Below are 26534 nucleotides of genomic sequence, written 5' to 3' on the forward strand. Positions count from 1 at the left end.
GTAAAGGAGTTCCCCGATGGCCCCGTACACAACTCGTCGCCCGTCCTGGCTGACTGTGACCCCGGTGCTCGCTGTCGCGGTCTTCGGGCTGGCCGCCTGTTCGAACAGTCAGGAGTCCAGCGACGTCCAGGGAACTACACCGCCCGTGTGGACCGGTGCGTCCGCACCGCCGGCCAGCGCATTCGGCACCGAGACGGGCGCCCCGAATGCCAATACCGGGGTGAAGGTCGACCTCAAAGACCCGGCCGGTGCCTCGGTCGGCGTCGCGAACATCACCAAGGACGGCAACCACCTGCAGGTCAGCATCGAGGCGCACGGCCTGCGTCCCGGCTTCCACGGCGTGCACATCCATCAGTTCGGCAAGTGCGAGCCCAACTCGGTCGCGCCCACCGGCGGACCCTCGGGTGACTTCCTGTCGGCCGGTGGCCACCTGAACGTCGGCAGCGCCAACGCCCACCCGGCCAGCGGCGACCTGACCTCGCTCGAGGTCCGTGCCGACGGTGCGGCCAAGCTGGTCACCACCACCGATGCGGTGACGTTGGATGACATCAAGGGCAAGGCCCTGATGATCCACGCCGGCGCCGACAACTTCGGCAATATCCCCAACCGTTATGTCCGCGCCGACGGCGTTGCCGGCCCGGACGACACCACTTTGGCGACGGGCGATGCGGGCGGCCGCGTCGCCTGCGGCGTAATCCAGTAGCAAGGTTCACCGATATGGCCGGGACAGCAATCGCGCGGGTTCCTTTCCCCGGTTCGCCCCGGCCCACTATCGGCATCGAATGGGAGATCGCGCTCGTCGACAAGGTCACCCGCGATCTGTCGAATACCGCTGCGGCCGTATTCGATTCGCTCGGTGACCTACACGCCTACGACGGAACCCCGCAGGTCACCAAGGAATTACTGCGCAATACCGTCGAACTCGTGACCGGTGTGCACAACAATGTCGGTGAGGCCGTCGACGATCTGCGCGGCACCATGGATACCGTGCGCCGGGCCGCCGATCCGCTCGGCGTTGATCTGTTCTGCGCGGGCACCCATCCGTTCGCCCAGTGGTCGGCCCAACAGCTCACGCGCTCAGCGCACTACGACGAACTGATCGATCGCACCCAGTGGTGGGGCCGCCAGATGATGATCTGGGGCGTCCATGTGCATGTCGGAGTTTCGCACGCCGAGAAGGTTTTTCCGATCCTGAACTCGCTGCTGCTGTCGTATCCGCATCTGCTGTCGCTGTCGGCGTCCTCGCCGATGTGGGCGGGTGCGGATACCGGCTATGCGAGTAACCGGACGTTGATGTTCCAGCAGCTGCCCACCGCCGGTCTGCCATTCCAATTCGAAAACTGGTCCCAGTTCGAGCATTTCGTGCACGATCAGATGAAAACCGGTGTCTTCGAACAGCTCGGCGGCATGCACTGGGATATCCGGCCCGCACCGAAATGGGGCACCATCGAGGTGCGGGTCTGCGATGGGATCTCGACCCGCGCCGAGCTGTCGGCCATGGCCGCGCTCATTCACTGCCTGATCGTCGACCTCGATCAGCGTCTCGACGATGGCGAGGCATTGCCGACCATCCCGCCGTGGCATGTACAGGAGAACAAGTGGCGCGCGGCCCGTTACGGTCTCGACGCGATCGTCATCGTGGACGATGACTGCAATGAGCGGTTGGTCACCGATGATCTGATCGATCTGCTGCAGCGGTTGGAGCCGACCGCCAAGCGGCTCGGCTGTGCGGACGAACTCGCCTTGGTGGCGGAGATCCCACAGCGCGGCGCGTCCTATCAGCGGCAGCGCAAAGTGGCAGCGAGCACCCAGGGTGATCTGGTCGCGGTGGTCGATGCCCTGGTCAAGGAGTTGAACCAGTAGATCCGCCTGACCGGGCGGACCGCTGACGTTCAGCTGGTCAGGGGATGGCGTTAATCCGCCGTTTACTATGGTCGACGTGCTTGTCGAAGATCCGGGTGATCCCGTAGCGACTGCTCGCAGGTCGCTCGAAAAGGTCAGCGGTGGCAGTCTCGCCGAGCGGGTGCGCGTGCCGCGTTCGCGGATCTGGACGGCAGTCGCGATCGCGGCGGTGCCGGTACTGCTCATCGCGCTACAGGTGGGTTCGATCGGGCACGATTTCGAGGGGCCGCTCGCCAGTCTGTGGCACGACTACGTCGGCACACCCAAGTCCATGTCGTTGCCGTGGGCCGGACTCATCCTCGCCCTGGTCGGAATTTCCAAGCGCCGCAGGATAATCGCCGTCGGCATTGCGGCGGGTATCGACGTGGTGTGGGCGAGTGTTCGACTGTTGAGCGACGAATCGTTCGCCATCGGCAATGGGCCGACGCTCGTGCTCACCGGTCTGGCGCTGGTCGCCGGATTCCGCTGGAGCGGGGCGGAGCGCCGCAATGCGCTGCGCGCCGCCGCATTGGGCGCCCTGCTGGTGCTTGCCACCAAGGTCGGTGATGTATGGCTGCACATTACGGTCGTCAGCCGGCCGCAGGTCTACGACGTCTATGTCGCCCTGGCCGATCACGCGCTCGGCGATCCGTCCTGGGTGATGGGCCGCGTGGTGGATGCGCTCGGCCCGGCCGTCTACGCGGTGCTGCACTGGGTCTATATCGAACTGCCGGTGGCGGCGATCGTCGTCGCGGTGTGGCAGCTGCGCCGGGTGGTATCGACCGGGGTGTGGCCGACGCACTATCTGGTGCGCACCTTCCTGGTGCTCGGACTGATCGGTCCGGTCAGCTATGTGATCTTCCCGGTGGTCGGCCCGATGTTCGCCTTCGGTGCGGACGGCCACGGCATGCAGGTGGGCAACTTCTGGCCAGGTGTCATCCCGCCGATCGATCGCAATCCGGCAGCAATGGCGTTCGACTCCTTCACGCCGCGTAACTGCATGCCCTCCATGCATACGGCTTGGGCGCTGTCGGTCTTTGTGCACACCCGCCGGGATGCCGATGGCTCGCGTGCTCCGCTGTGGCTGCGCTGCCTCGGCGCGTTCTGGTTGGTCGCCACGCTGATGGCGACGCTGGGCTTCGGCTACCACTACGGTGTCGATCTGGTCGCCGGTGCGGTGCTGTGCTTGACCGTCGAGTCCGCACTGCGCGATCCCGGACGCGGCTGGGGCTGGTTCCGGGTGCGCCTGGTGCTGTTCGGTGCGGCGATCCTCGGCACGCTATTGCTTTCGTTCCGCTATCTCGCGGTTTCGATGGCCGAGTATCCGGTGCTGGCCGGGACGGTTGTGCTCGCGCTGCTGGCCGCAATGGTCGCGGCATTCCATGCGACGTGGTTTGCCGCGACGCCGATGGTCGTGGCCGGAACAGACGCGCCGGTTGGCGCGGCTCGATAGTGCAGAGCGCCCATTCCAGTCGTGATCTCGGCAGACTCAGCGCGCGAATGGGTGCTCAGGCCAAGCCCTTCGGCCCGTCGTCGACCGATTGCGCGGGCTTGGGTCGACGGCGCGGTCGGAAGCGGTGCAGCGCTACCAGCCCCAGGGCCGAACCGAGCGCGAGCGCGAGCGCGGTCCGGCCGGCCAGCGTTTGATGGTTGGCGCCCCCGTCCAGCGGCCATTCGGCGGAGTCGTGCGGCAATGCGGTAATGATCGTCGGCAGATACAGTGCGGAAAGGGCCAGTACCCCGCTCGGTGCGTAGCGGGGACGCGCGGTGCCGCAGCAGTAGCCGACCGTCAGTGCCAGTGCCGCGCTGCCCGCCGCGGTCACGTAGCGATGGTCGTTGGGGGGTTTCACCAGGGCGAATACCGCGAGCCCCACGATCAGCACGATGGCGATGAAGGTCGAGGGCATGCGGATCCCGATCAGTAGCCCGGCCGCGGTGACCGCGATCAGCACCGCGATGCTCCACCCGGGCCGCGGATCCTCCGTGACGGCCTCGGCGACGGCGACCAGGCTCACCGCAAGGTACACCCCGATACCGTCGCGCCCGGGTAGCAGCATGGCCGCGGCGGTGGCGGCGATGAGCGTCGCGGCGACCGCCATCCCGATTTCGATCGCATGGCTGACGTCCGGCGCATGGTGATACTGCCGCGCCAGCCATTCGGTAATGGCCAGGATCACCAGTGCCAGCACCATCGAGGCCAGGATCGGCGTGACCGGAAGTTCGACGGCGATCCGTAGCGGCTTCGTTTCCTTGGACTGGGACCGATTGCGCAGCGTACTGATGATCAGCAAAACCACCGCAACGCTGATCAGCCAGCGCGGCGGTGCCTCGAGTACCGCGTACGGATCGTTGGCGATTTGCAGCATTGCGGCGAGATCACCGAAAACGAAGAAGCTCGCGGCGCCGACGACGAAGCCGATCGCCGGAACCGGTCGGCGCACCACCGCCGCGCCCAGCGCGCCCAGCAGCACACCGGCCAGAATCGCATCCAGATAGTTCTGGGTGGTCAGCAGGTCGGCCGAGGTAACGTGGCGTCCGGCAAAGTGATTGATGTCCATGGCGACCGCGCCGAACAGGGCCGCGGTCCATGCCAGCAGCGGCTCGCGGAAGGTGACCACCATTACCGCGGCGGTTACCGCGACGATCACCCCGATCGCCGCACCGCGCGGGACGCTGTTGTTCAGGCTGGCCAACCGATACGCCGAGCTGGCGGCGGTCCATCTGAAGGTGATCGGCAGGAACAATGCGACGCCAGCGACCGCGGCCCCGAAGAAGGCCGTGATCGTATCGATCGCATCGCCGCTCTTGCGCACCTCGTCGAACTTACTCGCGTCGGCGCGCGAATCGGTGATTGCGCCCATATCGCCCGAACATGTCGGATCTGCGGAAACCCCCAAGAAGGCGGTTATCACCGGGGTGTTTTGATCGGTAACGGCTATCGGCGGCTATCCGCGTACCGGCGCAGCGACTCGACCTGCTCGGCATCGAGCGATGGACGCACCACTGCCCTGGCCGCCGCGACATCCCGGGCGGTGACATCGGCGGCGTCCACATCGCGGCGCATCGCGGCCAGTGCGGCTTCACGTAGCAGGGCACTGCAATCTGCCGCAGAGTAGCCGTCGAGGTCGGCGGCTAGTGCGGCCAGGTCGATATCGGCAGCGAGCGGCACCGATTTCCCGGCGGCCCGCAGGATTTCCAGTCGGGCGTCGCCATCGGGCGGTGGTACGAAGATCAGCCGTTCCAATCGGCCGGGCCGCAGCAGTGCGGGATCGATCAGTTCCGGACGGTTCGTCGCACCGAGCACCACCACATCGCGCAGCGGTTCCACGCCGTCGAGTTCGGTGAGCAGCGCCGCCACCACGCGGTCACCGACACCGGAGTCGCTGTTCTGACCGCGGCGGGGCGCGAGCGCGTCCACCTCGTCGAGGAAGATCAGCGAGGGCGCGGAATCGCGTGCGCGCTGGAACAATTCGCGCACCGCGCGCTCGGAGGCACCGACCCATTTGTCCATCAATTCGGCGCCCTTGACGGCGTGCACGCTGAGCTGACCGGTCCCGGCCAGTGCGCGCACCAGGAAGGTCTTGCCGCAACCCGGTGGACCGTAGAGCAGTACGCCGCGCGGCGGATGAATACCGAGACGGGCGAACGAATCCGGGTGCCGCAGCGGCCAGAGCACGGTTTCGGTGAGCGCCTCTTTGGTTTCGATCATGTCCCCGACGTCATCAAGACTGAGGCTGCCGATCGCGAGTTCCTCGGTCCCGGAGCGCGATAGCGGCCGGATCACCTCGGTCGCGCCGAGCAGGTCCGATTGGGTCAGTTCCGGTTCCGAGTTTTGCTTACTGGCCCGCGAAGCCGCGCGCAGCGCTGCCTCCCGGCACAGCGCGGCCAGATCCGAGATCACGAAACCTGGTGTGCGCGAGGCGATTTCCTCCAATTTCAAATCTTGGGTCGGCACCTTGCGCAATAGCTGCTCCAGCAGCGCCTTGCGGACGGCCGCGGTCGGCAGCGTGAGTGCGAGCTCGCGATCGCAGAGATCCGGTGCCCGCAGCCGCGGATCGATACCGGCCGGATGCGCCGTGGTCGCCAGGAATGCCACGCAGGGCTCGGCCATCGCCGCGCGCAGCTGATCCAGGATCAGCGTGGCGACCGGTTCGGCCGGTGCGGGCAGCAGTGCATCGATATCGGTGACGAGCAGGATTCCGCCTCGCCCGGAACCGATTTCGGCCACCGCGGCAGCGACCTCGCGCAACCGCGCACCGCTTTCGGCCGCCCCGACCGTCGGACCATCGAGTTCGACGATGCGGCGCGGCGCGGCCACCGCGCGCGCCAGCGTGGCCTTGCCGACCCCGGCCGGCCCGGTGATCAAGACCCCCAGATGTGGTGTGGCGCCGAGGGCCTTCAGCAGTTCCGGTTCGTCGAGTGCGAGGCTGAGCCACTCTTGGAGTTTCGCCGCCTGCCCGTGCGCACCCGCCAGATCCTCGACCGCAATGGCCGACTCGCCGACGGTCTCGGTCCAACCCGCGCCCGCCCCGTTGGTCGCGGCGAGCGCCGCGGCCTCGGCGGCCCCGCGCGCGGCCTCACCCGCCGGTACCGGCAGCCCGGCCGCCGCCCGATCGGCCGAATCCCGGGCCGCCACCGCACTCGCGCCCCAGACCACCGCGGTATTCGGCTGCACACTCACCGGAGCGCGGCCGGGATCGGTCGCGGTGACGGTCAGCAACTCGGTGGTCCACGCGATGCCGAAGGTGCGCGAAAGTGCCTGGGTGGCAGCCGAAGAGCTGATATCGGGGCCGAGATCGCGGGGCAATAGCGAGACCGCGTCGCCCACCGTGACAACCTTGCCGAGCAGCGCCTGCCGCAGCGTCGCCGCCGGAATGGTTCGGGTGGCATGCACCGAACCGCTCACCGAAATCTGCTTGGCGCCGTACACCGTCGCGGGGGCGACCACCACATTCGCGTCCTCGCGCAGTCCCGCATTGGACAACGTGACATCGTCGAGCAGCGCCACCCCGGCCGGTGTACCCGCCGGGGCCACCCCGACCACCGCGGCGGTGCGGCGTGCCCCGAGCAGCGCGATACCGTCCCATTCCCGCAGGCCGAGCGCGGTCAGCGCCTCCGGATGCAACCGGACCACCCCGCGCCTGGCATCCGCGGCGGAGGGATTCAGTCGAGCGGTGAGCGCCAGTTCTGTCACCGTGCCATTCTGCCCCGCGTCTGGCCCCCGTTGGTCGGCGGACCGTCGGATAGATCGCGGATACGCGGAAAATCAGCGATGGCGAGTGCCGCCATCCGCTATTTCCGGCCCGCAATCCAAATTGTGAATGTACTCACGGAACCGAAAACGGTCTCGGATCGTCTTTCGATATCGCTGATCAGATGTGCGATCGCGGCAGTGCGCTCTGACCAGTAATTTCGCCCCGGAGACTGGTACGCCTGTCCGAGTCGATCTCACTGTCCTCGGCCAATCACGCCACCCCATTGCGGATCTACCGGGACCTACGGCTTACTTGCGATATGACGGGCGACTGTTGCGGAGTTAGAAGCTCGGCTAGAGCAAATGTGGGGCATCCATCATATGGCCCGACTGCATCGCCCATCGATCCGCGGAACTGTAAATAGCTAAACCTTGGCAATTGACGAACCCTGATGTGCGACAACGAATTCCGCACGCTAACGTTCTGGTCCCGCCCGTTGGTCCGGCGGGACAACAAAGTGGAGGGAATTCAAGAAATGAAGTTCGGAAAGATCACTACTGCTGTCTTCATGGCTGTCACCGCGGTGGGGATTACCGCGGCTACCGCCAATGGGCAGCCCGCCGTGGCGACCGACCAGCCGGCGGCAGTGACCCAGGGGGACGTGACTTCTGGTGTTGCACACGGAATCAACTACCACACAACGGTTTCCCCAACTGATAAGACCATCACCTGGGCGGTTGACAGCGGTCGGTTCGAGCTCGCCTCGGACGGTGCCGCAGTGCTGCTGAAGTCCGACGACGGCGTGACGGTGGACCAGGTGCCGCTGCACTCCGAGGTCGCGGGACTCCCGATCGCGGTGAGCCAGCAGATCAGCGCGGACGGCCGCACCCTCGCGCTGGCTTCGACGATGACCCCGGCGGACACCGCGAAGCTGAAGGACATTGCGGGGCTGAAGGACATCAGCTCCTACGACCGGCTCATGGAGCAGGTCAACAAGAACCTGCCGGGCATCATCATCGGTGCCGTCATCGGGGCTTTCATCCCCTTGCTGTGGATCTTCAGCATCCCGGCCGGTGCGCTGATCGGCGGATACGTCATGGGCGGCCAGGAGTTCCTCGACGCCGTGATCGCGTTCGCCACCGGTCAGCCCTGATCGTCGCGCCATAAGTAGAACGCGCGTACACGGCGGCCGCCCGCTGTGTACGCGCGTTCTGTGTATGTGCCGTTGGTGCTGCGACCGAGCAGCGCGGGCCCTACTTGTCTTCTTCGACGATCCCGGCGGCCACCGCGACTGAGGTATCTGCGTAAGTGGGGGCCAGGCAGACGAGTTTGGCGGTGCCGAGGGCGACATTAGGGCTGCCCTCGAACGCACTGCCCGGATTCTCCGCGAGCACCTTCTCGATCAGCTCCTTCTCCTGGGTGCTGTCCAACTTCTTGAACTCACCGCAGGTGGTGCTCGACGCCGGGCCGAGCGCGGAATTGCGCGCCGTGGTCTTGATGGTGGTCGGTGTGTCGGCAGCCGTGGTCGGCGCGGCACCGCTCGGGCGTGCGGAAGTCGTGCTCGCGGGTGTGCTGGTGCCTGTCGTGCCTTTGCGCAGACCGTTCGCGTCGGTGCCGGAATCGTCCGAACTGCCACACCCTGCCAGCGCGACGGCCACCGCCCCGGTGGCCAGGGCGATGGCGGTAACTCGCTTGATCACGTGCGTTCCCCGGTAACTCGCGGCGCCGGAGTCTCCGGCGCGTCCGGAGCAGGGTACCGGGTGCGATCGTTCGGTTGTCATGGAGCCCACGGTGCGGTGCGGCCCCTATGTCTTTCCACACGATCCCTGTGATGGTCAGTGGATGTGGCTCTGCCAATCGGCTGGCACCCGGCCGCGCGGTCCGGGAACCGGCTGGTCCACCGGGTGATGGGTCGGTGATGCGAGTTCCGGTCCACCGCTGTACATCTCGTCGGAGCGGAAATCGAAGAACCAATCCTCGCCCGGCTCATAGCTCTGGATGAACGGATGCCCGGTGTCCTTGGCGTGTTTGGAGGCGTGCTGCTCCGGCGAGGTGTCGCAGCAGCCGATATGGCCGCACTGCGCACATCGCCGCAGATGTACCCACCAGCCCTGGGCGGCTTCGCATTCCATACAGCCCGGACCGCTCGGCGCGACCATGGGATCGATACCGTCCAACTCCTGCGTCATAACTGACCTCCTGCATCGGCTTCGGATCGGTCGCTGGACTCCGGCATCTCCTCCGGACGGTGCAGCGGGAGCCAGACCGTGAATCGGGTATTGCCCGGCTCGGAATCCAGCCGGATCTCGCCGTGGTGCTTGTTCACCACGATCCGGAACGAAATGTCGAGACCGAGACCGGTTCCCTCACCCACCGGCTTGGTGGTGAAGAACGGTTCGAAGATACGGCCGCGCACCGCGGCAGGCACGCCAGGGCCGGAATCGCCGATTTCGACGACGGCGCAATCGTTTTCGTACCTGGTGCTGATGGTGAGCGTGCCCTGACCGTTCATCGCGTACACCGCGTTATCGATCAGGTTGGTCCACACCTGATTCAATTCCGCGGCATAGCAGGGCACTTCGGGCAGCGTCCGGTCGTACTCCTTGACCACCTTGACGCCGTCACCGATCTTGCGGCTCAGCATCACCAGCGTGCTGTCCAGCAATTCGTGGATGTCGACCACCTGGAACGGCGCCCGGTCCATCTGCGAATACTGTTTGGCGGCACCGATCAGGGTGGAGATGCGCGTGGTCGAATCGGCGATCTCGTTCATCAGCAACTCGGTCTCGATGGTGTAGTTCAGCCATCGGATCGCACCCTGGAACACCTGGTCGGGACAGCCATCCAGGGTGGCCGAGACCCGTTCCAGCCAGTCCACATCGAAACCGGCTTGGACGAAATTCGGGGCCAGATTCCAGCCGTCGCCGATGCCGTGGTCCTCCAGCCATTCGCTGAGGATGTCTTCGCGCTCCGATGCCTCCAGGGTCGTCAGCTCCGGCGCCTTGGCGACCTGGGCCGCGGCCTCCTCCTGCAGGCGTACCAGCGCCTCCAGGGATGCGGTGTCGAATTTGCCCTGCGCCATCATGGCCAACTTGTGCCGCATGCCGGCGACCCGCTCGCGCAATCCGGCGGTGGCGCGCACGGCCGCGGCGGCCGGATTGTTCAGCTCATGGGTCAGTCCCGCCGACAGCGAGCCCAATGCGAGCAGGCGCTCACGCTCGGCGATCCGCTCGGCGGAGTTGCGGTTACCGAAGAAGGCGCCCTCGAGCAGATGCACGGCCATCGGGAACCAGTCGTGCATCATCCGCGCGAAGGTGCCCGCATCCAATACAAAGAACCGCGACCGACGGGTCACATACATCGAACCGGTGTAGTTCTGGTCGACCTTGTCGCCGAGATAGGCCGTCCACGCACCCGCGTACGCGCCCCGATAGTCGGTGCGTACCGTCTCGATCTCGGCGCCGCCGGAGAGCTTGGTGAGCTGCACCTCGCCCTCGATCATCACGTAGAAGCAGGTGGCCGGATCGCCCTCGCGGTAAACCAGTCCTGGTTCGATGATCTCGATGCGGCCATCGGCGCAGAGCAGCTCCAGCTGTTCGTCGGTGAGCTTTTCGAAGAGAAAGAGACTGCGCAGCTCCACCGGATCGCAGACCTGATGACTGCTGCGATCCGCTGTCTCTTTCGAATTCATGGTCCAGCCTCCTATCACGCCAGATACCGATGCACGAGCATGACCGCCATCGCACCCTCGCCGACCGCCGAGGCCACCCGCTTCGCCGAGTCTGCGTGCACGTCACCCGCGACAAAGACGCCCGGGACGCTGGTCTCCAGGTGATGCGGCGGTCTGGGCAGCTCCCAGCCCGCGGGTCTGGTTCCGTCGACGAGCAGATCGGGGCCAGCGAGCACATAGCCCGCCGCGTCCCGCTTCACCACGCCATCGAGCCAGTCGGTTTGTGGTGCGGCACCGATGAACAGGAACAACCGTTCGGCATCGGCCTTTTCTTCCACGCCGGTCCGGTTGTTGCGCAGCACGATCTGCTGCAGGTGATCGTCGCCGTCGGCGGCGATCACTTCGGTATCGGTGTGGACGCGAATATTCGGTATCTGCCCGATCTGCTGGATCAGATAGTGCGACATGGATTTCTCCAGCGTATCCGCGCGGACCACCAGATGTACCGTGCGCGCGTTGCGGGACAGGAATACCGCCGCCTGCCCGGCCGAATTCGCCCCACCGACAATGTAGACATCGTGGTCGACGCATTCGGAGGCCTCGGTCATGGCCGAGCCGTAATAGACCCCGCGCCCGGTGAAATCGTCCACGCCGGGTGCGGGATGACGCCGGTAGTCCACCCCGGTCGCGATGATCACCGTGTGCGCGCAGAGCCGTCCGCCGTCGGCGAATCGCACGGTCCGTGCGGACCCATTCACCTCGAGTCCGACCACCTCGCGCGTGGTGATCACCTCGGCGCCGAACTTCGCGGCCTGCCGCCGCGCTCGGTCGGCCAGTTGCGCGCCGGACAGCCCGTCCGGGAAGCCCAGATAGTTCTCGATGCGCGAACTCTGCCCGGCCTGGCCACCGGTCGCAGTGCGCTCGACGAGCACCGTGCGCAACCCCTCGGAGGCGCCGTACACCGCCGCGCCGAGTCCGGCGGGTCCGCCGCCGACCACGATCAGGTCGTAGAAGTCACCGGTCGGATTGGTATTCAGCCCGACGCTTTCGGCGAGTTCGCCATCGCTCGGCTGCACCAATGCCCGACCGTCCGGGGTGATCACCACCGGACAGATATTCGGATCGACGCCCGCCGCCTCCAGCAGCCGTGCACCTTCCGGTTCCTCGGCCAGGTACCAGCGGTAGGGCAGCTGATTGCGAGCCAAGAATTCGCGCACCTCCGTCGACCGCGGCGACCAGCGGTTGCCGACCACCTTGGTCTCGGTGACCGGTTTGTGGTCGTTGCTGCGCCAGATCTCGAGCAGTCCGTCGAGGACGGGATACAGCTTCTCCTCCGGCGGATCCCACGGCTTGAGCAGATAGTGGTCCAGATCGACGACATTGATGGCATCGATCGCGGCGCTGGTATCGGCGTAGGCGGTCAGCAGCACGCGACGCGCGTACGGGTGCAGGTCCATGGCCCGCTCGAGGAATTCGATGCCGTCCATGCCCGGCATCCGATAATCGGCGATCAGTACCGCGACTGGTTGACCGCGCAGTTTCATCTCACGTAGTGCGTCGAGCGCGTCCGGGCCCGACTCCGCGCGCAGAATCCGGTAATCGGCCCCATAACGGCGGCGCAGGTCGCGCACGACCGCGCGGGAAACGCCCGGATCGTCGTCGACGCTGAGGATGGCCGGCTTCGTAGCAGCGGGTGCAGTCACCTTTCGAGTATGGAACGCTCGTCAAACGCGATGCTCGCGCACCAAGTCGAGCTCGGTGGGCGTGAGCAGGCGCTCCAGTTGTTCGTCCGGAACTACCGGGTGGGCGGTGCGCGGCGCGGAGGTGCCACGGGTAGCGGAGATCGCGGGTTCGGTGGCCGGCAGCAGCGGAAGCCGATCCGCGTGCCGACGATGTAAGAGCGAGCGCAGTTTCACGGCCGATCACCTCACGCTGGACGGAAACGCTTGTGGCAGTGTCTGATGCTTCCTCTATCCGCCATTGTGCGCGCGCCATTACAAGGCCGGGTAAACAAATCGCGAAAAGTGACACATTTGTCTTCCAACAGCCGCCGACTAGCCTATTGCCAAATCGTCAAGTCGTGCTAGACGGACGTCCGTCGCACAGTTCTTCGGAGGCAGGGTTGCCGAAAAATGTCGAAGCCACGATCGAGATCGCGGCACCACCGGAACAGGTCTGGGCCGTCGTCGCCGATCTCGAGCGAATGCCCGAGTTCAGCCCGCAGTGTGTGCGGATGCTCGCGCTCGGTACCCCGAAGGCCGGCATGGACGATCAATCTCAATACCGACGGCAAGAAGTACTGGCCAACCACCGCGCGCATTGTGCGCTATGAGCCCAACCGGGCCTTCGCCTTTCGGATCAACGAGAACCGCAGCATCTGGAGCTACACACTGGAACTGACCGCCACCGGCACCCGGCTGATCGAACGCCGAGATGTGCCCAATGGCACCAGCTGGTTCTCCCGCAAGGCGATCGATGCCGCGCTCGGCGGCGAGGCGCCGTTCGAGGAAAAGCTCGAGCGCGGGATGAAGGAAACGCTCCAGAAGATCAAGTCCGCGGCCGAGGCCGCGGCCGAGGCCGCCGCCTGAGCCGCTGCCGGCGGCCACATACCCAACCGAACACGAGTCAGGCCCGATCCGACCATGCGGACCGGGCCTGATTCTGATTCGGGGAACGCTACCTGCGGTCGAATTCGCCGTCGCGAGCGCTGCCGAGGAAGGCGTCCCAACGGCCACCTCGAAAGTGCACCCGCACCAGCCCGCGCGAACGTTACCAACGCCTGCTGCACCGCCCCGCCGATGGTGGCGGCTCGGCCCTGCTGCATGTCGGTCCCGTCAATGGCCTCGAGAATGTCCACTCGATGGAACCGTTTCGAAAGACGGTGCGTCCATTACTGATACAAGTGCCTTGATCCGACTGGAACTCCACTTCCACCCTGCGAAGTGTCCACACGGACCGGACAGGGTTCTCGGCGGTCGGCCTGGACATGACCTCGCATGAAGGAGAGTGCTGAGTTGGCCGGGTTTCTATCGGTAGACATCGATGTGTTGACCAAAACGCTTCAGTTGAGAAATTCAAGAATGCCGAGTTCGTCGAATTATCAGCGCGACCCATCCTGTTGCTCGACCGAGTGAAACCCGTGCCGACTCGGCAAGGCCGTATTCGGATTGCGCGTCATCCGCCCCGACAACGGAACCTTCCCTTTATTCGGACGACTGTTGGCCGTGTGGTTGGTAGATCTGTATCTATTGGTGGCGTTTCCGATCGCGCTGGTCGGCAACTCCGATTTACCGGGGCCGGATAGGGTCGAGGACTACTTCCTCCCCGCCGTACGAAGACGAGATATACGGGCACCTCGCTGATCACGAGATCGCAAGACATTGCGTGTGTTTCGGGATCGAGGACGATTCGAAGCTGCTCGCCGATGCCCGTTCGCGTGCCTTCGCCGATGTCAAAGCGCGGGCCGAGCAGACGCGGTGCTGGCCGGATTGAAGCTGACCGATGTCATCACCATCAGCGAGGCCAGCAGCCGCGACGAAAACACCCCGAAGGCCGGTGCGGCGGATTCGTTCCAGCTGGAACCGGGGCACCAAGACGGTGACCTTCACCGTGAAGGTCACCTGGGGTCTCGGCTGAGTTACTGCCAGTTGGGCAGTGTGACGACCTGCGCGGCGTAGGAAAGACCCGCACCGAAGGCGATCAGCAGCGCGGTATCGCCCGGCTTCGACTCACCGTTGCGCAGCAGTGCCTCCATGGCCAGCGGAATCGAGGCGGCCGAGGTATTTCCGGTCTCCTCGATATCGTTGGCCAGCGCGCAGTGCTCGGGCAGTTTCAGCACTCGGGCCATGATCTCGATGATCCGGCCGTTGGCCTGGTGCGGGATCATCGCGTCCAGGTCATCGGTGGATAGGCCAGCGCGATCGATGGCGTCGCGGCACACCTTCTCCAATGAGTGTGCGGCCCAGCGGAATACCGCCGTACCCTCCATGGCGAGGTAGGGCCGCACCGCGTCCAGGCCCTTCTCCTCGATTTCGCGGAAGAATTCGGTCCAGTCCTTGTCCTGCCGGATCGCATGGTGCTGGGTGCCGTCCGAACCCCAGACCGTCGGGCCGATGCCCTGTTCCTCGGACGGACCGACCACCACGGCGCCCGCGCCGTCGGCGAACAGGAATGCGGTGGAGCGATCGGTCGGGTTGACAGTGGCGCTCAACTTCTCGACCCCGATGACCAGCACATGCTGAGCGGTCCCGCAGCGCACCAGATCCGAGGCCAGCGCGAGAGCATGACAGAACCCGGCGCAGCCCGCCGAGACATCGAAGGCCGCTGTCCCGTTCATCCCGAGCTCGGTCGCGATTCGCGGCGCGGCGGCCGGGGTCAGCAGCAAGTGGGTGGAGGTGGCCACGATGACGCAGTCGACCTGATCAACTTCGACGCCCGCGGATTCGAGCGCGCCGCGCGCGGCCGCGACGCTCATCGACTGGATCGTCTCCGTCTCCGAGGCGAAGCGCCGCGTTTTGATTCCGGACCGGGTGCGGATCCACTCGTCACTCGAGTTGATGGGTCCGGCCACCTCGTCGTTGGTGACGACTCGAGCGGGGCGGTAAACGCCGAGCCCGAGGATCGCCGTGTGCTCAGCCCCTGTTGTCTGGGCGATTCGAGCAGCCATTATGCGTCTCCTATGTACCTGCGGCGGCGCCGCCGGGGTGTACCCCGAAGCATCGAAATGAGTCCCTCATCGGCCGGCCGCCCACTTCAGCGTAGACATGAGGCCCCCTCATATTAGCTGGTGCCGCGCGCATTGGGAGTGCGTATTCTCACATTTGGCGGGTATGCCCTCGAAGTACGCCCTGTGGTGCGGCGCTGCCGCAATTAGTGATTCGAGGACACCATGCTCGGACTCGGGATTATCGGGTGGATCATCATCGGCGGTCTTGCCGGCTGGATCGCCAGCAAGATCATGAAGACGGATGCGCGACAGGGCATCCTCCTCAACATTGTCGTCGGTGTGGTCGGAGGCCTACTAGGCGGATTCCTACTCAGGTTGCTCGGCGTCGACGTCGAGGGCGGCGGACTCTGGTTCAGCTTCTTCACTTGCCTCGGCGGCGCGGTGATTCTGCTGTTCCTGGTGAAGCTGTTCACCGGTCGCAAAGTCGTGCACTGAGCGCAGTATTGGATTTGCGACGTTTGCGAGCCGTCCGCGGTTACGCGGGCTGCCTCGTCCGGGGCTGACCCAAACGTCGCAGTGTTGGATTTGCGGGCATTTGTGGGCCCTGGGTGGTTACGCGTGCTTGCCGCCTCCGGGCCTGACCCAAACGCCGCCGTGCCGCATCCTAGGTTCCCGTAAGGTGTGAACGCTTGCGCCGACCTATCGTTGAGGGGCGCAAACCGTCGCATCGAGCACGAAAGAGGAGCCTGTGGCACGCCGTCCCACCCCGCCCGGCACGCCCGAAACGACCGGAGTCGGCCATATCGTCGATCTGGTCCGGGCCGCGATTCCCCCGCTGCATCCCGCTGGGTTGCCCTTCGTCGCGGCGCCGCTCGCGGTGGCGGTCATCGGGGGTAGGCGCAAGTGGGTGCGCCGTACGGGGCTGCTGGCCGCCGCGGCCTGCGCCACATTCTTCCGGCATCCGAACCGGGTGCCGCCGAACCGGGCGGGCGTGGTCGTCGCTCCGGCCGACGGTGAGATCGCCTTGGTCGATACTGCGGCTCCGCCCGCGGAACTCGGCCTCGGCGATGCGCCGCTGCCGCGCGTGAGCATCTTCCTTTCGGTGCTCGATGTCCATGTGCAACGCACCCCGATCTCCGGCACTGCGCGCACCGTGCTGCACCAGTCCGGTCAGTTCCGTTCGGCGGATCTGCCCGAGGCCAGTGCGGTGAACGAGCGCAATAGCGTGGTCATCGATACTGCCGGTGGCGCGCAGCTCGTGGTTGTGCAGATCGCGGGTCTGCTGGCGCGGCGCATCGTCTGCGACGCGCAGGTCGGTGACAAGCTGACCATCGGCGATACCTACGGCCTGATCCGTTTCGGCTCCAGGGTCGACACGTACTTCCCGGCGGGTACCGAATTACTCGTCGAACCCGGACAGCGCACGATCGGGGGCGAAACTGTGCTGGCCGTACTGTCTACCGACTCATGATGGAGCAGGCCCTGCCGACACCGCAGCGAAGGCGCCGGACCATCCGGCTGTTGCCGAGCATCGTGACAATCATGGCGCTGTGCGCCGGATTGTCCGCGGTGAAGTTCGCTCTGGACGGTAAGCTCGCCATCTCTTTGGCGATGGTCGGTGCGGCGGCCGTCCTGGATACCCTCGATGGTCGGCTGGCTCGGATGCTGAGCGCCACCACCAAGATCGGCGCCGAACTGGATTCGCTTTCCGATGCCATCTCCTTCGGCGTCGCGCCGGGTCTTGTGCTCTACATCGCGCTGCTGGACAGCAATAGCGCGGGCTGGATCATCGCGTTGGTTTTCACGGTGAGCATCGTGCTGCGCCTGGCCAGGTTCAATACCCTGCTCGACGACGACACTCGACCGCAATGGTCGCGCGACTACTTCGTCGGCGTCCCCGCGCCGGCGGCGGCATTGATCGCGCTGGTGCCGATCGGGCTGTACGTGCAGTTCGGTGACGGCTGGTGGGTCGGTTACTACGAGGTCGCGGCCTGGACCGTATTCGCGGCGGCGCTGGCGGTCAGCACGATTCCGACGCTGGCCATGAAGTCGGTGTCGGTGGCGCCGCAGGCCGCGGCCGGGCTGCTGGTGTTGACCGCCCTCGCGGCGGCGGCGCTGGTCACCTTTCCGATCGTGCTGCTGCTGGTGCTGGTCGCGCTGTACCTCGGGCATATCCCGTTCGCCTGGCATTCACAGCGCTGGGTGGCCGCGCGTCCGGAAACCTGGCAGCACAAGCCATCCGAACGGCGGGCCCAGCGGCGCGCGCAGCGGCGACGGCCCGCACTGCGGCGTCCGGTGATCCGCGGGGCGAGCCGCCTGCGGCTGCGTAGTCCGGGTAAGGAAAGTCGGATGGACGACCTGCCCAACTGAACGTTTATCCGCTGTTGCGGGTTACCTGGTATTCGTTAAGGAATCGTCCAGGCAGCGCGGGAATGCTGCGGTAATGAGCAGTCTTGCGGCACTTGGTGGTTTGGGAGTCTGGGGTTTCGATCTCGGGCGGGTTTTCTGGGGTGGCCGAACCATCGGATCGGCCACCGAACTCCCGAGGGCCGGGACGATCCCGACCGGTACCGTCAGCTCCGGCGGCCGAGTGCGGAAGAAGGTGGCGGTGGAACCGGATGGATTGCGCGAATTCCAGGCGCATCGCCCGCGCCTGTTCGCGCTCGCCTATCGAATGCTCGGCTCCGCGACCGAGGCCGAGGATGCGGTACAGCAGACCTACCTGCGCTGGGATGGCACCGATCGCAACACGATCCGCTCGGCCGAGGCCTGGTTGACCACCACGATCGTGAATCTCTGCCGCACCTGGCTGGTTTCGGCGCGGGCCCGCCGGGACACCTATGTCGGACCGTGGCTGCCCGAGCCGGTGCCGACCGCACGCGGTGAGCTCGGTCCGCTGGAGACGGCGGAGGAGCGCGAGCTGGTTTCACTGGCGCTGCTGACGGCATTGGAACGGTTGAGCCCGATCGAGCGCGCGGTTTTCGTGCTGCGCGAGGCGTTCGGATACGCCCACCGGGAGATCGCGGACATGCTGGCGGTATCCGAGGCCAATTCGCAGCAGATCTTCCGCAGGGCCGGGGTCCGGGTGCGCGAAGGCCGGCCGCGCTTCGATGTTCCGGCCGATCAGGCCCGCGAGCTGATCGAACGTTTCCTCGCAGCGGCGCGGATCGGGGATATCGAGGCTTTGGAGCGGATGCTCGCTGCCGACGTCGTCTCGACCGCGGACGGCGGCGGCCAGGTCAAGGCGGCTCGGCGGCCGGTCGTCGGTGCGCCCGCGGTCGCGCGGTATGTGGCCGGATTGTTCCGCTGGGAAGTGCCGGGGATGGTGATCGTGTTGGAGGAGATCAACGGCGCGCTCGCGGTCGTCGTGCGGTTGGCGGGGGAGCCCGCGCTGGTCGTCGGCGTGGACACGCTCGACGATGTGGTGACCGCACTGCGCTTGATCGTCAATCCGGAGAAGCTGTCCTATATAGCGATACCGAGCGCAAGCGGGTGATCCTCGACGGCGCACTGGATCTCGAATACGACTCGCTCATCTACGCGCTGGGCAGCACGAATGACGCGGCGGGCGTGCCAGGGGGCCGATTACGCGTATTCGGTGTGCCACACCTCAGGATTCGGAGTGGTTGCGCAACGGCATTCCGGCAGGACGGATCGTGGTGGTTGGCGGCGGCGCCACCGGCCGGTGCGGCATGTCCGTGAAAGCGTCAACCAACGGTTGACGAAGCCGAATCGTCAACCTATGGTTGACGCATGGCAATCAACGTACGACTCGACGATCTGATCGAGGGCATCAAAAAGGCACGTCCGGACAATGTGCTCGACCAACTCTCCGATGCGGTGGTCGCGGCCGGGCATCTCGGCGAAGTGGCCGATCATCTGATCGGCCACTTCGTGGATCAGGCCCGCCGCTCCGGTGCCTCGTGGACCGATATCGGCGCCAGCATGGGCGTCAGCAAACAGGCGGCGCAGAAGCGGTTCGTGCCGAAGGGGCCAGGTGATCCGGCGGAGGCCGCGGCCATGGATCCCAATGCGGGCTTCGCGAAGTTCACCCCGCGGGCGCGCAAGATCGTGGTGGCCTCCCAAGAGGCGGCGCGCATCTCCGGGCATTCGGAGATCGCCCTCGGACATCTGGTGCTGGCCCTGCTGACCCAACCGGAAGGCCTCGGTGCCCGGGAGATCGTGGCTCAAGGGGTGAAACTCGACGTGGTCCGGGAGGCGGCGACAGCAGCTATCGCCCAACAGCCCGCCGATCCAGCGAATGTGCCCGCACTGATTCCGTTCGGTCCCGAGGCCAAGAAGGCGCTGGAGCTGACCTTCCGTGAGGCACTTCGCTTGGGACACAACTACATCGGTACCGAACATGTCCTGCTCGCCCTGCTCGAACAGGAGAACGGTTCCGGAATTCTGTCCGGTCTCGGCGTCGACAAGGTGAAGGCCGAAGCCGATCTGGTCGAACTGCTGTCGGTGATCGCCGCCGAGCAGTCATGAACGTCCGGGCCGCCTCCGCCGCCGGACGACGTCGAATTGCCTGGATAGTCATCGGCATTCGATCGACGCACGCGGCCAGGGCGCGGCAGTGGCGGGCCAGCCGGACACGCGGGATGTCGGTGCGGCGCGGCTCGCGGATCCGCTCGAACACCGTGCGCGCGTTGCCGTGTGATCGCGGCTCAGCTCTCCGGCACGTTGCGGGCGAGTTCGTCCAGCCAGGCGGCGGCGGAGGCGTCGCTCGGCGCGCGCCAGTCGCCGCGCGGTGAAAGTGAGCCGCCCGAACCGACTTTCGGAGCATTGGGCAGGGTAGAGCGTTTGAACTGGCTGGTCTGGATGAAGCGGCGCAGGAATTCGGCCAGCCAGCGTTTGATGGTCGGCAGATCGTAGGTGTTGCGCTGGTCGGCCGGAATGAGATCCGGCCAGCTGCCGCGATCGCGCTCGGACCAGGCGTGCCGGGCCAGGTAGGCGACTCGGCTCGGACGGTAGCCGAAGCGCAGCAGGTAGTAGAGGTGGAAGTCCTGCAGTTCATAGGGGCCGACGGTGGCCTCGGAGCTCTGGCTCGGGGCGGTGGAATCGTGGCTCGGCACCAGCTCCGGCGAGATCTCGGTCCGCAGAATCGATGACAGCACCCGGCCCGCCTCGGGTCCGAACTGATCGGTGTCGACCGCCCAGGCGATCAGATATTTGATCAGTGTTTTGGGGACCGATGCGTTCACGCTGTAGTGCGCCATGTGGTCGCCGACGCCGAAAGTGCACCAGCCCAGGGCGAGTTCGCTGAGATCGCCGGTGCCGACCACGAGTGCGTGGTGCTGGTTGGCGAGTCGGAACAGGTGCGAGGTGCGCTCGCCCGCCTGCACATTCTCGAAGGTGATGTCGTACTGCGGAACATCGTCGGCGGCCGGATGATTCAGGTCGCGCAGCATCTGGGTGGCGGACGGGCGGATATCGATCTCTCGGGCGGTCACGCCGAGCGCGTCCATCAGTGCGTGCGCATCGGTGCGGGTGCGGGTGCTGGTCGCGAAGCCGGGCATGGTGTAGGCCAGCACATTCGTGCGCGGCAGCCCGAGCCGGTCCATGGTTTTGGCCGCCACGATCAGCGCCTGAGTGGAGTCCAATCCGCCGGAGACACCGATGACCACCCGCTGACTGCCCGTCGCGCGCAGGCGGGTGCTCAGGCCCTCGACCTGGATGTGATGCACTTCGGCGCAGCGCTCGTTGCGCGCGACCGGATCGCTGGGAACATACGGGAAGCGCTGGATTTCGCGCCGCAAGGCAACCACACTCGACGGGACCGGCAACTCCAGCTCGATGCGCCGCAGCCGGACCAGACGGTCGCGGTGATCATGCACATTGTCGGCGAAACTGGTGGTGCGGATGCGATCCGCGGCCAGCCGCTGCAAGTCGAGATCGGCAGTGATCAACCGCGGCTGATCGCTGAACCGCTCGCCCTCGACGAGCAGGTCGCCGTTCTCGCACACCAGCGCCTGCCCGTCCCAGGCCATATCGGTGGTCGATTCACCGTGTCCCGCAGCCGAATACAGGTAGGCGGCCAGATAGCGTGCGGAATGCGAGGTGCACAGCGCTCGCCGGTAATCGGCTTTGCCGATGACGATATTGCTCGCCGACATATTGACCAGCACCGTCGCGCCAGCCAGCGCGGCAAATCCACTGGGCGGCAACGGAACCCACCCGTCCTCGCAGATTTCCAAGTGGAAGACGAAGCCGTCGAGATTGGTCGCGGTGAACAGCAGATCGGAACCGAACGGCACCCGCTGACCCGCGATCGTGATGTGGTCGTCCAGGGTTTCGCGCGCCGCCGCGAACTGGCGCTTCTCATAGAACTCGCGATAGTTCGGCAGATAGCTCTTCGGTGCGGCACCGAGCACAACGCCGTGGCACACCGCGATCGCGCAGTTGAAAAGCCGACCCTGCGTCCGCACCGGCGCACCGACTACCAGCACCGTGTCGATATCCGCGCTCGCCGCGACCACCTGCTCGATTGCCGCGGCCACCGCATCGTCGAGGGCATCCTGGTGGAACAGATCGTCGGCGGTGTAGCTGGCGAGTCCGAGTTCGGGAAAAATCGTCAGCACCACGCCGTCGGCGCCCGCCTGCCGAGCGAGTTCGAGTGTCCGCTCGACATTGAACGCGGGATCGGCGACCCGGACCCGCGGCACCGCGACCGCCACTCGTGCGAACCCGTGTCGATAGAGCGAGTTGAACGGCAATGCGGGCACCGGCGTCCCCCTTCGGGTTCGTAGCTCTTCCTGCATGGCGAAATCTACGCCCGCCCGCGCAGCCCCCCGCCCCAGCGCGGCCATTCGGCCTTGGCCTTCGGTTCCGCCACGAGTGGTCCGCGATCGATATCGGTGACCAACAGCGGCAGCCGTGGCGCGAGTTGGTCGAGGACGGCCTGGGTGTGCCCGCCCTGCGCGGCCCGGTACTCCGGCATGGTCAGGCCGACGATCTGCAGGAACCGCAAGCGTCCGTGCGGTGTGTCGATTGCGCCGAGTTCCGGGTCGACGGTGAAGGCGACGGCATGGATATCCGAATCCGGATGGTCCGCGGCGATCGGGCCGTTCGACTTGATGGTGCGGCCGGGTGCGAACCAATTCCCGGATTGGAATACGAACCGGGCCAGATTCTGCAGGAATTTCGCGGGCCAGAGCGGTGGTTCGGCATCGGTCGGGGTGCGCAGCAGCCGGAAGGTGAACTCGAATCCCCAACCCGATTTATCCGGGTTATCCCATTCCTTCTCATGCAGCTCGGTCATGCCATAGCTGATGTAGTGCCAGTGTGGGACCGGTTCCGTGCGCGGATAGGCGCTGATGCCGTCCAGCGGATCGGGCCCGCCGAGCGACCAGGGGACCCGCGTCCCCCAATGGCGGGGTGCGGTGTCGTGGTACAGCTGCTCCAATGCGGCGTCGATAGCGTTCCAGCCGGGACTTTCACTCACCTGGACACCATAAGGTGGCGCCGACCGAGTATTGCGCCACGTGGATCGCCAAGCCGTTGGCGGACAGCGGTTCGCTCATGGCGCGAGCTGGGCCGTGCCGCGGATTCTGGACTGGTCGGCCTGTCGGGAAAGGGCTGCTCCGGTGCCCCGGTACGCTATAGCAATGGCGGATGACATGGATTCCGACCTAGTTGCGGGGGAACGACGCGCTGATCTCGAGCGTGCGCTGACCTATGTCTCCACCGAATCGCAACCCGATGGCAGCTATGTCATCAACGGCGACCTGCCGCCGGATGTCGCGCCGCCGTTCATTCGGGCGATCATGCGGGTGGAGGCGGAGTTGCTGCTGAACGATGCGGAACTCGTAACGGTCGATGAGGGGGAACCACGCACGCCCGAACAGCGTCGGGCCGATGCGTTTGTCGCATTGATACTCCGGGTGGACGACCGCAGCTCGGCCTGAGCAGGTCCGACCGGCGCCGAGCTGCCAGGCGCGGACCTTGCACTCGGTACCCCTGAGTGCTAAAAAGGGCTTGGCACTCTCGACGTGTGAGTGCCAGGTCGGGACGGTGAGACCGGGTTCCATCGACACCCTCGGTCGTCCGTCGCGGGCACCGAACCTGGCCAGCGTAAATGGGGCGATCCAACCTGCGATCGTCCTGTGTGTCAGCCATATACATGGAGGATCTCAACAACGCCATGGCCAAGACAATTGCGTATGACGAAGAGGCTCGCCGCGGCCTCGAGCGGGGTCTGAACGCCCTCGCCGACGCGGTCAAGGTGACGCTGGGCCCCAAGGGGCGCAACGTTGTCCTGGAGAAGAAGTGGGGCGCCCCCACGATCACCAACGATGGTGTTTCCATCGCCAAGGAGATCGAGCTGGAGGACCCGTACGAGAAGATCGGCGCCGAGCTGGTCAAGGAAGTCGCCAAGAAGACCGACGACGTCGCGGGCGACGGCACCACCACCGCCACCGTGCTCGCCCAAGCGCTCGTACGTGAGGGCCTGCGCAACGTCGCCGCCGGTGCCAACCCGCTGGGCCTGAAGCGCGGCATCGAGAAGGCCGTCGAGGCCGTCACCACCAAGCTGCTCGCGACCGCCAAGGAGGTCGAGACCAAGGAGCAGATTGCTGCCACCGCCGGCATCTCGGCCGGCGACGCGTCCATCGGTGAGCTCATCGCCGAGGCCATGGACAAGGTCGGCAAGGAAGGTGTCATCACTGTCGAGGAGAGCAACACCTTCGGACTCCAGCTGGAGCTCACCGAGGGCATGCGCTTCGACAAGGGCTACATCTCGGGTTACTTCGTGACCGACCCGGAGCGTCAGGAAGCAGTCCTCGAGGACCCGTACATCCTGCTCGTCGGTTCCAAGGTTTCCACCGTCAAGGACCTGCTGCCGCTGCTGGAGAAGGTTATCCAGGCCGGTAAGCCGCTGCTGATCATCGCCGAGGACGTCGAGGGCGAGGCCCTGTCGACCCTGGTCGTGAACAAGATCCGTGGCACCTTCAAGTCCGTCGCCGTCAAGGCGCCGGGCTTTGGTGACCGTCGCAAGGCGCAGCTCGCCGATATCGCCATCCTGACCGGTGGCGAGGTCATCAGCGAAGAGGTCGGCCTCTCCCTGGAGACCGCCGGTATCGAGCTGCTCGGCCAGGCCCGCAAGGTCGTCATCACCAAGGACGAGACCACCATCGTCGAGGGTGCGGGTGACGCGGAGGCCATCAAGGGCCGCGTCGCGCAGATCCGCACCGAGATCGAGAACTCGGATTCGGACTACGACCGGGAGAAGCTGCAGGAGCGGCTGGCCAAGCTGGCCGGCGGTGTTGCGGTGATCAAGGCCGGTGCCGCGACCGAGGTCGAGCTCAAGGAGCGCAAGCACCGCATCGAGGATGCCGTGCGCAACGCCAAGGCCGCCGTCGAGGAGGGCATCGTCGCCGGTGGTGGCGTGGCTCTGCTGCAGTCGGCTCCGGCGCTGGATGACCTGAAGGTCTCCGGTGACGAGGCGACCGGTGCGAACATCGTGCGTGTCGCGCTGTCGGCTCCGCTGAAGCAGATCGCCTTCAACGCGGGCCTCGAGCCCGGCGTTGTCGCCGAGAAGGTTTCGAACCTGCCGGCGGGCCACGGCCTGAACGCCGACTCGGGCGAGTACCAGGACCTGCTGGCCGCCGGTGTCGCCGACCCGGTCAAGGTCACCCGTTCGGCCCTGCAGAACGCGGCCTCCATCGCGGCCCTGTTCCTGACCACCGAGGCCGTCGTCGCCGACAAGCCGGAGAAGGCCGCCGCTCCCGCCGGCGACCCGACCGGTGGCATGGGCGGCATGGACTTCTGAGTCCAGCCTCCTGGCAACACCTTTAGACCCGAAGGCCGGTCCACCAATGGTGGACCGGCCTTCGGTCTTGGTCGGCTATTCGGCGAAAGATGTTGGGGCGTACGTCAATTCGATGCGGTGCTCAGGTCTTGCTCGAGGCGGTCGGTTGCTTTGCCGTTCCCGTCGGTCCTTGGGGGTTCGATTTGTTCGTCGGAGGGTGTTTCGGGTGCGCTGTCGACCACCGGTGCGGGCGGATCGGGTTCGGCGACCGGTTCGGGATCCGCTGGTTCGGTTGCGGCCGATTCGGCGGCGAACTCCGTGGCGGCGGCGACGCGGAGGCGTTCGGCGAGTTCATTGAAGATGTAGAAGTTGGGGACCTGGCCGACGGGGGTGAGGGAGATCCAGCTGCCGTCCACCTTCATGCGGACCAAACCGCTTCGGGCGTCGATCAATTGGATGCGTTCCCAGGTGTAGGCCCGGCTGTGGAAATAGAGTGCCGTCAGGTCGAGGGCGATTTCGCCGAAGTGGACGGTCGCGCCGTCATCGATGGCGGCGACGGCACGGGGGAGTTGGGCCAGGGTGATGGCCGACTGGATAGCCCGGCCCCAGTCGCGCGCGTCGCCGAACAGGGTGTCGTCGAATGCGGCCTCGGCACCGTCGGGGCCCGACATTCGCAGCGAGTACTCGGTGGGGGCGGAATTCTGGAAGGGGATGACCTGCTGGCGCACTTCGGCGGTGTTCCAGCGGAATCCGGCCACCTGCTCACCGGAGCGATACACGGTCATGCCGAAGTCGAATAAATCCAGCCGCGCCGCACGGTGGCGACGATTGCGCCGCCCGCGCAGGAATGCCATCGCCGCGGGCACCAGGGCAAGGAGAGCGACGGCGAGCGCAGCGGAATATGCCCCCACCGTGACACAGATAATCCCAACAGTCATGAACCCGCCCGTGACGATCCCGCAGCCGCGCACAAAGGTATCGCGCGCCGGCGCCGGTAGAAACGTCTGTCGGTGCGTGCCGAGCTTCTGATATTCGGCCATCAGGTGGATCAGCTGCGACAGTGGAACCTTTTGTGATCCGCCGGTTCCGACATCGCCCTGGATCGGAGTGGTCAATTGTCCCTCCATGAGGCGGTTTTCCTCCGCGGCGAAGCGTATGACACTCGGCCGAAGGTCGCCACTTCAGCCTCGTGCCCGGTCAGTCGGCCGAGCTTACGTCACCGCGGCGGCAAACCTGCAATGGGTGCGGGCGTTTCGTTGCGATTTAGATCAAGTTGTCATCTGGTGAATTGTCCGATGGCAGATGCGGACGCGAGCGCCGTCTGCGTGGAGCGCGCATTGGCCGGCGAGTTCACCGCGGCCGAGCACGCCG

Annotated in this window: 23 protein-coding genes and 1 pseudogene; 12 read left to right on the plus strand and 12 right to left on the minus strand. The window is 65.8% G+C overall.

Annotated features, from left to right (window positions below; all coding sequences use genetic code 11):
* Nucleotides 1-16 precede the first annotated feature (16 nt).
* The 3 genes from AB0L63_RS14505 to AB0L63_RS14515 all read left to right on the plus strand — a co-directional run bounded on the left by AB0L63_RS14505 (nucleotide 17) and on the right by AB0L63_RS14515 (nucleotide 3334).
* Entirely contained in the window at nucleotides 17-703 is a 687-nt protein-coding gene (locus tag AB0L63_RS14505) for a superoxide dismutase family protein (RefSeq protein WP_364499732.1), read from the plus strand.
* 14 nt (nucleotides 704-717) lie between these two features.
* The gene (locus tag AB0L63_RS14510) at nucleotides 718-1863 is read left to right on the plus strand and encodes a glutamate--cysteine ligase (RefSeq protein WP_364499735.1); all 1146 of its coding nucleotides are present in this window, start codon (nucleotides 718-720) and stop codon (nucleotides 1861-1863) included.
* A gap of 160 nt (nucleotides 1864-2023) precedes the next feature.
* On the plus strand, nucleotides 2024-3334 hold the full coding sequence (locus tag AB0L63_RS14515; protein WP_364500235.1) for a DUF5933 domain-containing protein: 1311 nt from the start codon (nucleotides 2024-2026) through the stop codon (nucleotides 3332-3334).
* A 55-nt stretch (nucleotides 3335-3389) separates the two neighbouring features.
* Here AB0L63_RS14515 and AB0L63_RS14520 read toward each other — a convergent pair whose 3' ends face one another.
* Nucleotides 3390-4742, minus strand: coding sequence for a hypothetical protein (locus AB0L63_RS14520; RefSeq protein ID WP_364499738.1), 1353 nt, complete (start codon nucleotides 4740-4742; stop codon nucleotides 3390-3392).
* 74 nt (nucleotides 4743-4816) lie between these two features.
* Nucleotides 4817-7075, minus strand: coding sequence for an AAA family ATPase (locus tag AB0L63_RS14525; RefSeq protein ID WP_364499741.1), 2259 nt, complete (start codon nucleotides 7073-7075; stop codon nucleotides 4817-4819).
* Nucleotides 7076-7611: 536 nt separating this feature from the next.
* Between AB0L63_RS14525 and AB0L63_RS14530 the strand changes: the two genes are divergently transcribed.
* The gene (locus AB0L63_RS14530; RefSeq protein WP_364499744.1) at nucleotides 7612-8229 is read left to right on the plus strand and encodes a hypothetical protein; all 618 of its coding nucleotides are present in this window, start codon (nucleotides 7612-7614) and stop codon (nucleotides 8227-8229) included.
* Nucleotides 8230-8329: 100 nt separating this feature from the next.
* Here AB0L63_RS14530 and AB0L63_RS14535 read toward each other — a convergent pair whose 3' ends face one another.
* The 5 genes from AB0L63_RS14535 to AB0L63_RS14555 form a co-directional block, all read right to left on the minus strand.
* On the minus strand, nucleotides 8330-8776 hold the full coding sequence (locus tag AB0L63_RS14535) for a hypothetical protein (RefSeq protein WP_364499747.1): 447 nt from the start codon (nucleotides 8774-8776) through the stop codon (nucleotides 8330-8332).
* A gap of 135 nt (nucleotides 8777-8911) precedes the next feature.
* Nucleotides 8912-9265: a UBP-type zinc finger domain-containing protein gene (locus tag AB0L63_RS14540; protein ID WP_364499750.1), complete on the minus strand. Its 354-nt coding sequence runs from the start codon at nucleotides 9263-9265 to the stop codon at nucleotides 8912-8914.
* Nucleotides 9262-10767, minus strand: a complete 1506-nt coding sequence (locus AB0L63_RS14545; RefSeq protein WP_364499753.1) for an ATP-binding protein — start codon at nucleotides 10765-10767, stop codon at nucleotides 9262-9264. Before AB0L63_RS14545 ends, AB0L63_RS14540 begins: the two co-directional genes overlap by 4 nt.
* 14 nt (nucleotides 10768-10781) lie before the next feature.
* Complete coding sequence (locus AB0L63_RS14550; protein ID WP_364499756.1) at nucleotides 10782-12449, minus strand: FAD-dependent oxidoreductase; 1668 nt, start codon at nucleotides 12447-12449, stop codon at nucleotides 10782-10784.
* 21 nt (nucleotides 12450-12470) lie between these two features.
* Nucleotides 12471-12662, minus strand: coding sequence for a hypothetical protein (locus AB0L63_RS14555; protein ID WP_364499759.1), 192 nt, complete (start codon nucleotides 12660-12662; stop codon nucleotides 12471-12473).
* A gap of 206 nt (nucleotides 12663-12868) precedes the next feature.
* On the opposite strand from AB0L63_RS14555, the pseudogene AB0L63_RS14560 reads away from it, so the two are divergent.
* Nucleotides 12869-13334: pseudogene (locus AB0L63_RS14560) on the plus strand (SRPBCC family protein).
* A gap of 774 nt (nucleotides 13335-14108) precedes the next feature.
* Here the strand turns inward: AB0L63_RS14560 and AB0L63_RS14565 are convergent.
* On the minus strand, nucleotides 14109-14366 hold the full coding sequence (locus AB0L63_RS14565) for a hypothetical protein (protein ID WP_364499762.1): 258 nt from the start codon (nucleotides 14364-14366) through the stop codon (nucleotides 14109-14111).
* A 17-nt stretch (nucleotides 14367-14383) separates the two neighbouring features.
* Complete coding sequence (locus AB0L63_RS14570) at nucleotides 14384-15412, minus strand: beta-ketoacyl-ACP synthase III (RefSeq protein WP_364499765.1); 1029 nt, start codon at nucleotides 15410-15412, stop codon at nucleotides 14384-14386.
* 222 nt (nucleotides 15413-15634) lie between these two features.
* Between AB0L63_RS14570 and AB0L63_RS14575 the strand changes: the two genes are divergently transcribed.
* From AB0L63_RS14575 to AB0L63_RS14595, 5 genes are all read left to right on the plus strand, one after another.
* Nucleotides 15635-15907 carry a GlsB/YeaQ/YmgE family stress response membrane protein gene (locus tag AB0L63_RS14575; protein WP_364499768.1) on the plus strand — a complete coding sequence of 91 codons (273 nt, stop codon included), beginning with the start codon at nucleotides 15635-15637 and terminating at the stop codon, nucleotides 15905-15907.
* Nucleotides 15908-16160: 253 nt separating this feature from the next.
* Nucleotides 16161-16883, plus strand: coding sequence for a phosphatidylserine decarboxylase (locus AB0L63_RS14580; protein ID WP_364499771.1), 723 nt, complete (start codon nucleotides 16161-16163; stop codon nucleotides 16881-16883).
* On the plus strand, nucleotides 16880-17782 hold the full coding sequence (locus AB0L63_RS14585) for a phosphatidylcholine/phosphatidylserine synthase (protein WP_364499773.1): 903 nt from the start codon (nucleotides 16880-16882) through the stop codon (nucleotides 17780-17782). The genes AB0L63_RS14580 and AB0L63_RS14585 overlap by 4 nt, the downstream gene beginning before the upstream one ends.
* A 238-nt stretch (nucleotides 17783-18020) precedes the next feature.
* Complete coding sequence (locus AB0L63_RS14590) at nucleotides 18021-18908, plus strand: RNA polymerase sigma-70 factor (RefSeq protein WP_364500238.1); 888 nt, start codon at nucleotides 18021-18023, stop codon at nucleotides 18906-18908.
* Nucleotides 18909-19165: 257 nt separating this feature from the next.
* On the plus strand, nucleotides 19166-19903 hold the full coding sequence (locus AB0L63_RS14595) for a Clp protease N-terminal domain-containing protein (RefSeq protein ID WP_364499776.1): 738 nt from the start codon (nucleotides 19166-19168) through the stop codon (nucleotides 19901-19903).
* A gap of 179 nt (nucleotides 19904-20082) precedes the next feature.
* Here the strand turns inward: AB0L63_RS14595 and AB0L63_RS14600 are convergent, their stop codons facing one another.
* A complete protein-coding gene (locus AB0L63_RS14600) occupies nucleotides 20083-22140 on the minus strand; it encodes an NAD(+) synthase (RefSeq protein ID WP_364499779.1) in 2058 nt (685 codons plus the stop codon).
* Between the two features lie 44 nt (nucleotides 22141-22184).
* Nucleotides 22185-22859 carry a suppressor of fused domain protein gene (locus AB0L63_RS14605; RefSeq protein WP_364499781.1) on the minus strand — a complete coding sequence of 225 codons (675 nt, stop codon included), beginning with the start codon at nucleotides 22857-22859 and terminating at the stop codon, nucleotides 22185-22187.
* A gap of 142 nt (nucleotides 22860-23001) precedes the next feature.
* Here AB0L63_RS14605 and AB0L63_RS14610 point away from each other — a divergent pair, with 142 nt between their 5' ends.
* Both AB0L63_RS14610 and groL read left to right on the plus strand, forming a co-directional pair.
* A complete protein-coding gene (locus AB0L63_RS14610; protein ID WP_364499784.1) occupies nucleotides 23002-23322 on the plus strand; it encodes a DUF222 domain-containing protein in 321 nt (106 codons plus the stop codon).
* Between the two features lie 236 nt (nucleotides 23323-23558).
* The gene (gene groL, locus AB0L63_RS14615; RefSeq protein ID WP_364500241.1) at nucleotides 23559-25184 is read left to right on the plus strand and encodes a chaperonin GroEL; all 1626 of its coding nucleotides are present in this window, start codon (nucleotides 23559-23561) and stop codon (nucleotides 25182-25184) included.
* A gap of 104 nt (nucleotides 25185-25288) precedes the next feature.
* Here groL and AB0L63_RS14620 read toward each other — a convergent pair whose 3' ends face one another.
* Nucleotides 25289-26278, minus strand: coding sequence for a DUF6585 family protein (locus AB0L63_RS14620; protein ID WP_364499787.1), 990 nt, complete (start codon nucleotides 26276-26278; stop codon nucleotides 25289-25291).
* Between the last annotated feature and the right edge of the window lie 256 nt (nucleotides 26279-26534).

The sequence above is a fragment of the Nocardia sp. NPDC051990 genome (assembly GCF_040680755.1).
Classification (GTDB): domain Bacteria; phylum Actinomycetota; class Actinomycetes; order Mycobacteriales; family Mycobacteriaceae; genus Nocardia.

Bases quoted from the DNA above. Each gene is read 5' to 3' on its own strand.
- groL (WP_364500241.1), top strand. From the start codon at position 23,559: ATGGCCAAGACAATTGCGTATGACGAAGAGGCTCGCCGCGGCCTCGAG.
- AB0L63_RS14510 (WP_364499735.1), top strand. From the start codon at position 718: ATGGCCGGGACAGCAATCGCGCGGGTTCCTTTCCCCGGTTCGCCCCGG.
- AB0L63_RS14520 (WP_364499738.1), bottom strand. From the start codon at position 4,742: ATGGGCGCAATCACCGATTCGCGCGCCGACGCGAGTAAGTTCGACGAG.
- AB0L63_RS14585 (WP_364499773.1), top strand. From the start codon at position 16,880: ATGATGGAGCAGGCCCTGCCGACACCGCAGCGAAGGCGCCGGACCATC.
- AB0L63_RS14595 (WP_364499776.1), top strand. From the start codon at position 19,166: ATGGCAATCAACGTACGACTCGACGATCTGATCGAGGGCATCAAAAAG.
- AB0L63_RS14575 (WP_364499768.1), top strand. From the start codon at position 15,635: ATGCTCGGACTCGGGATTATCGGGTGGATCATCATCGGCGGTCTTGCC.
- AB0L63_RS14540 (WP_364499750.1), bottom strand. From the start codon at position 9,265: ATGACGCAGGAGTTGGACGGTATCGATCCCATGGTCGCGCCGAGCGGT.
- AB0L63_RS14570 (WP_364499765.1), bottom strand. From the start codon at position 15,412: ATGGCTGCTCGAATCGCCCAGACAACAGGGGCTGAGCACACGGCGATC.
- AB0L63_RS14545 (WP_364499753.1), bottom strand. From the start codon at position 10,767: ATGAATTCGAAAGAGACAGCGGATCGCAGCAGTCATCAGGTCTGCGAT.
- AB0L63_RS14530 (WP_364499744.1), top strand. From the start codon at position 7,612: ATGAAGTTCGGAAAGATCACTACTGCTGTCTTCATGGCTGTCACCGCG.
- AB0L63_RS14505 (WP_364499732.1), top strand. From the start codon at position 17: ATGGCCCCGTACACAACTCGTCGCCCGTCCTGGCTGACTGTGACCCCG.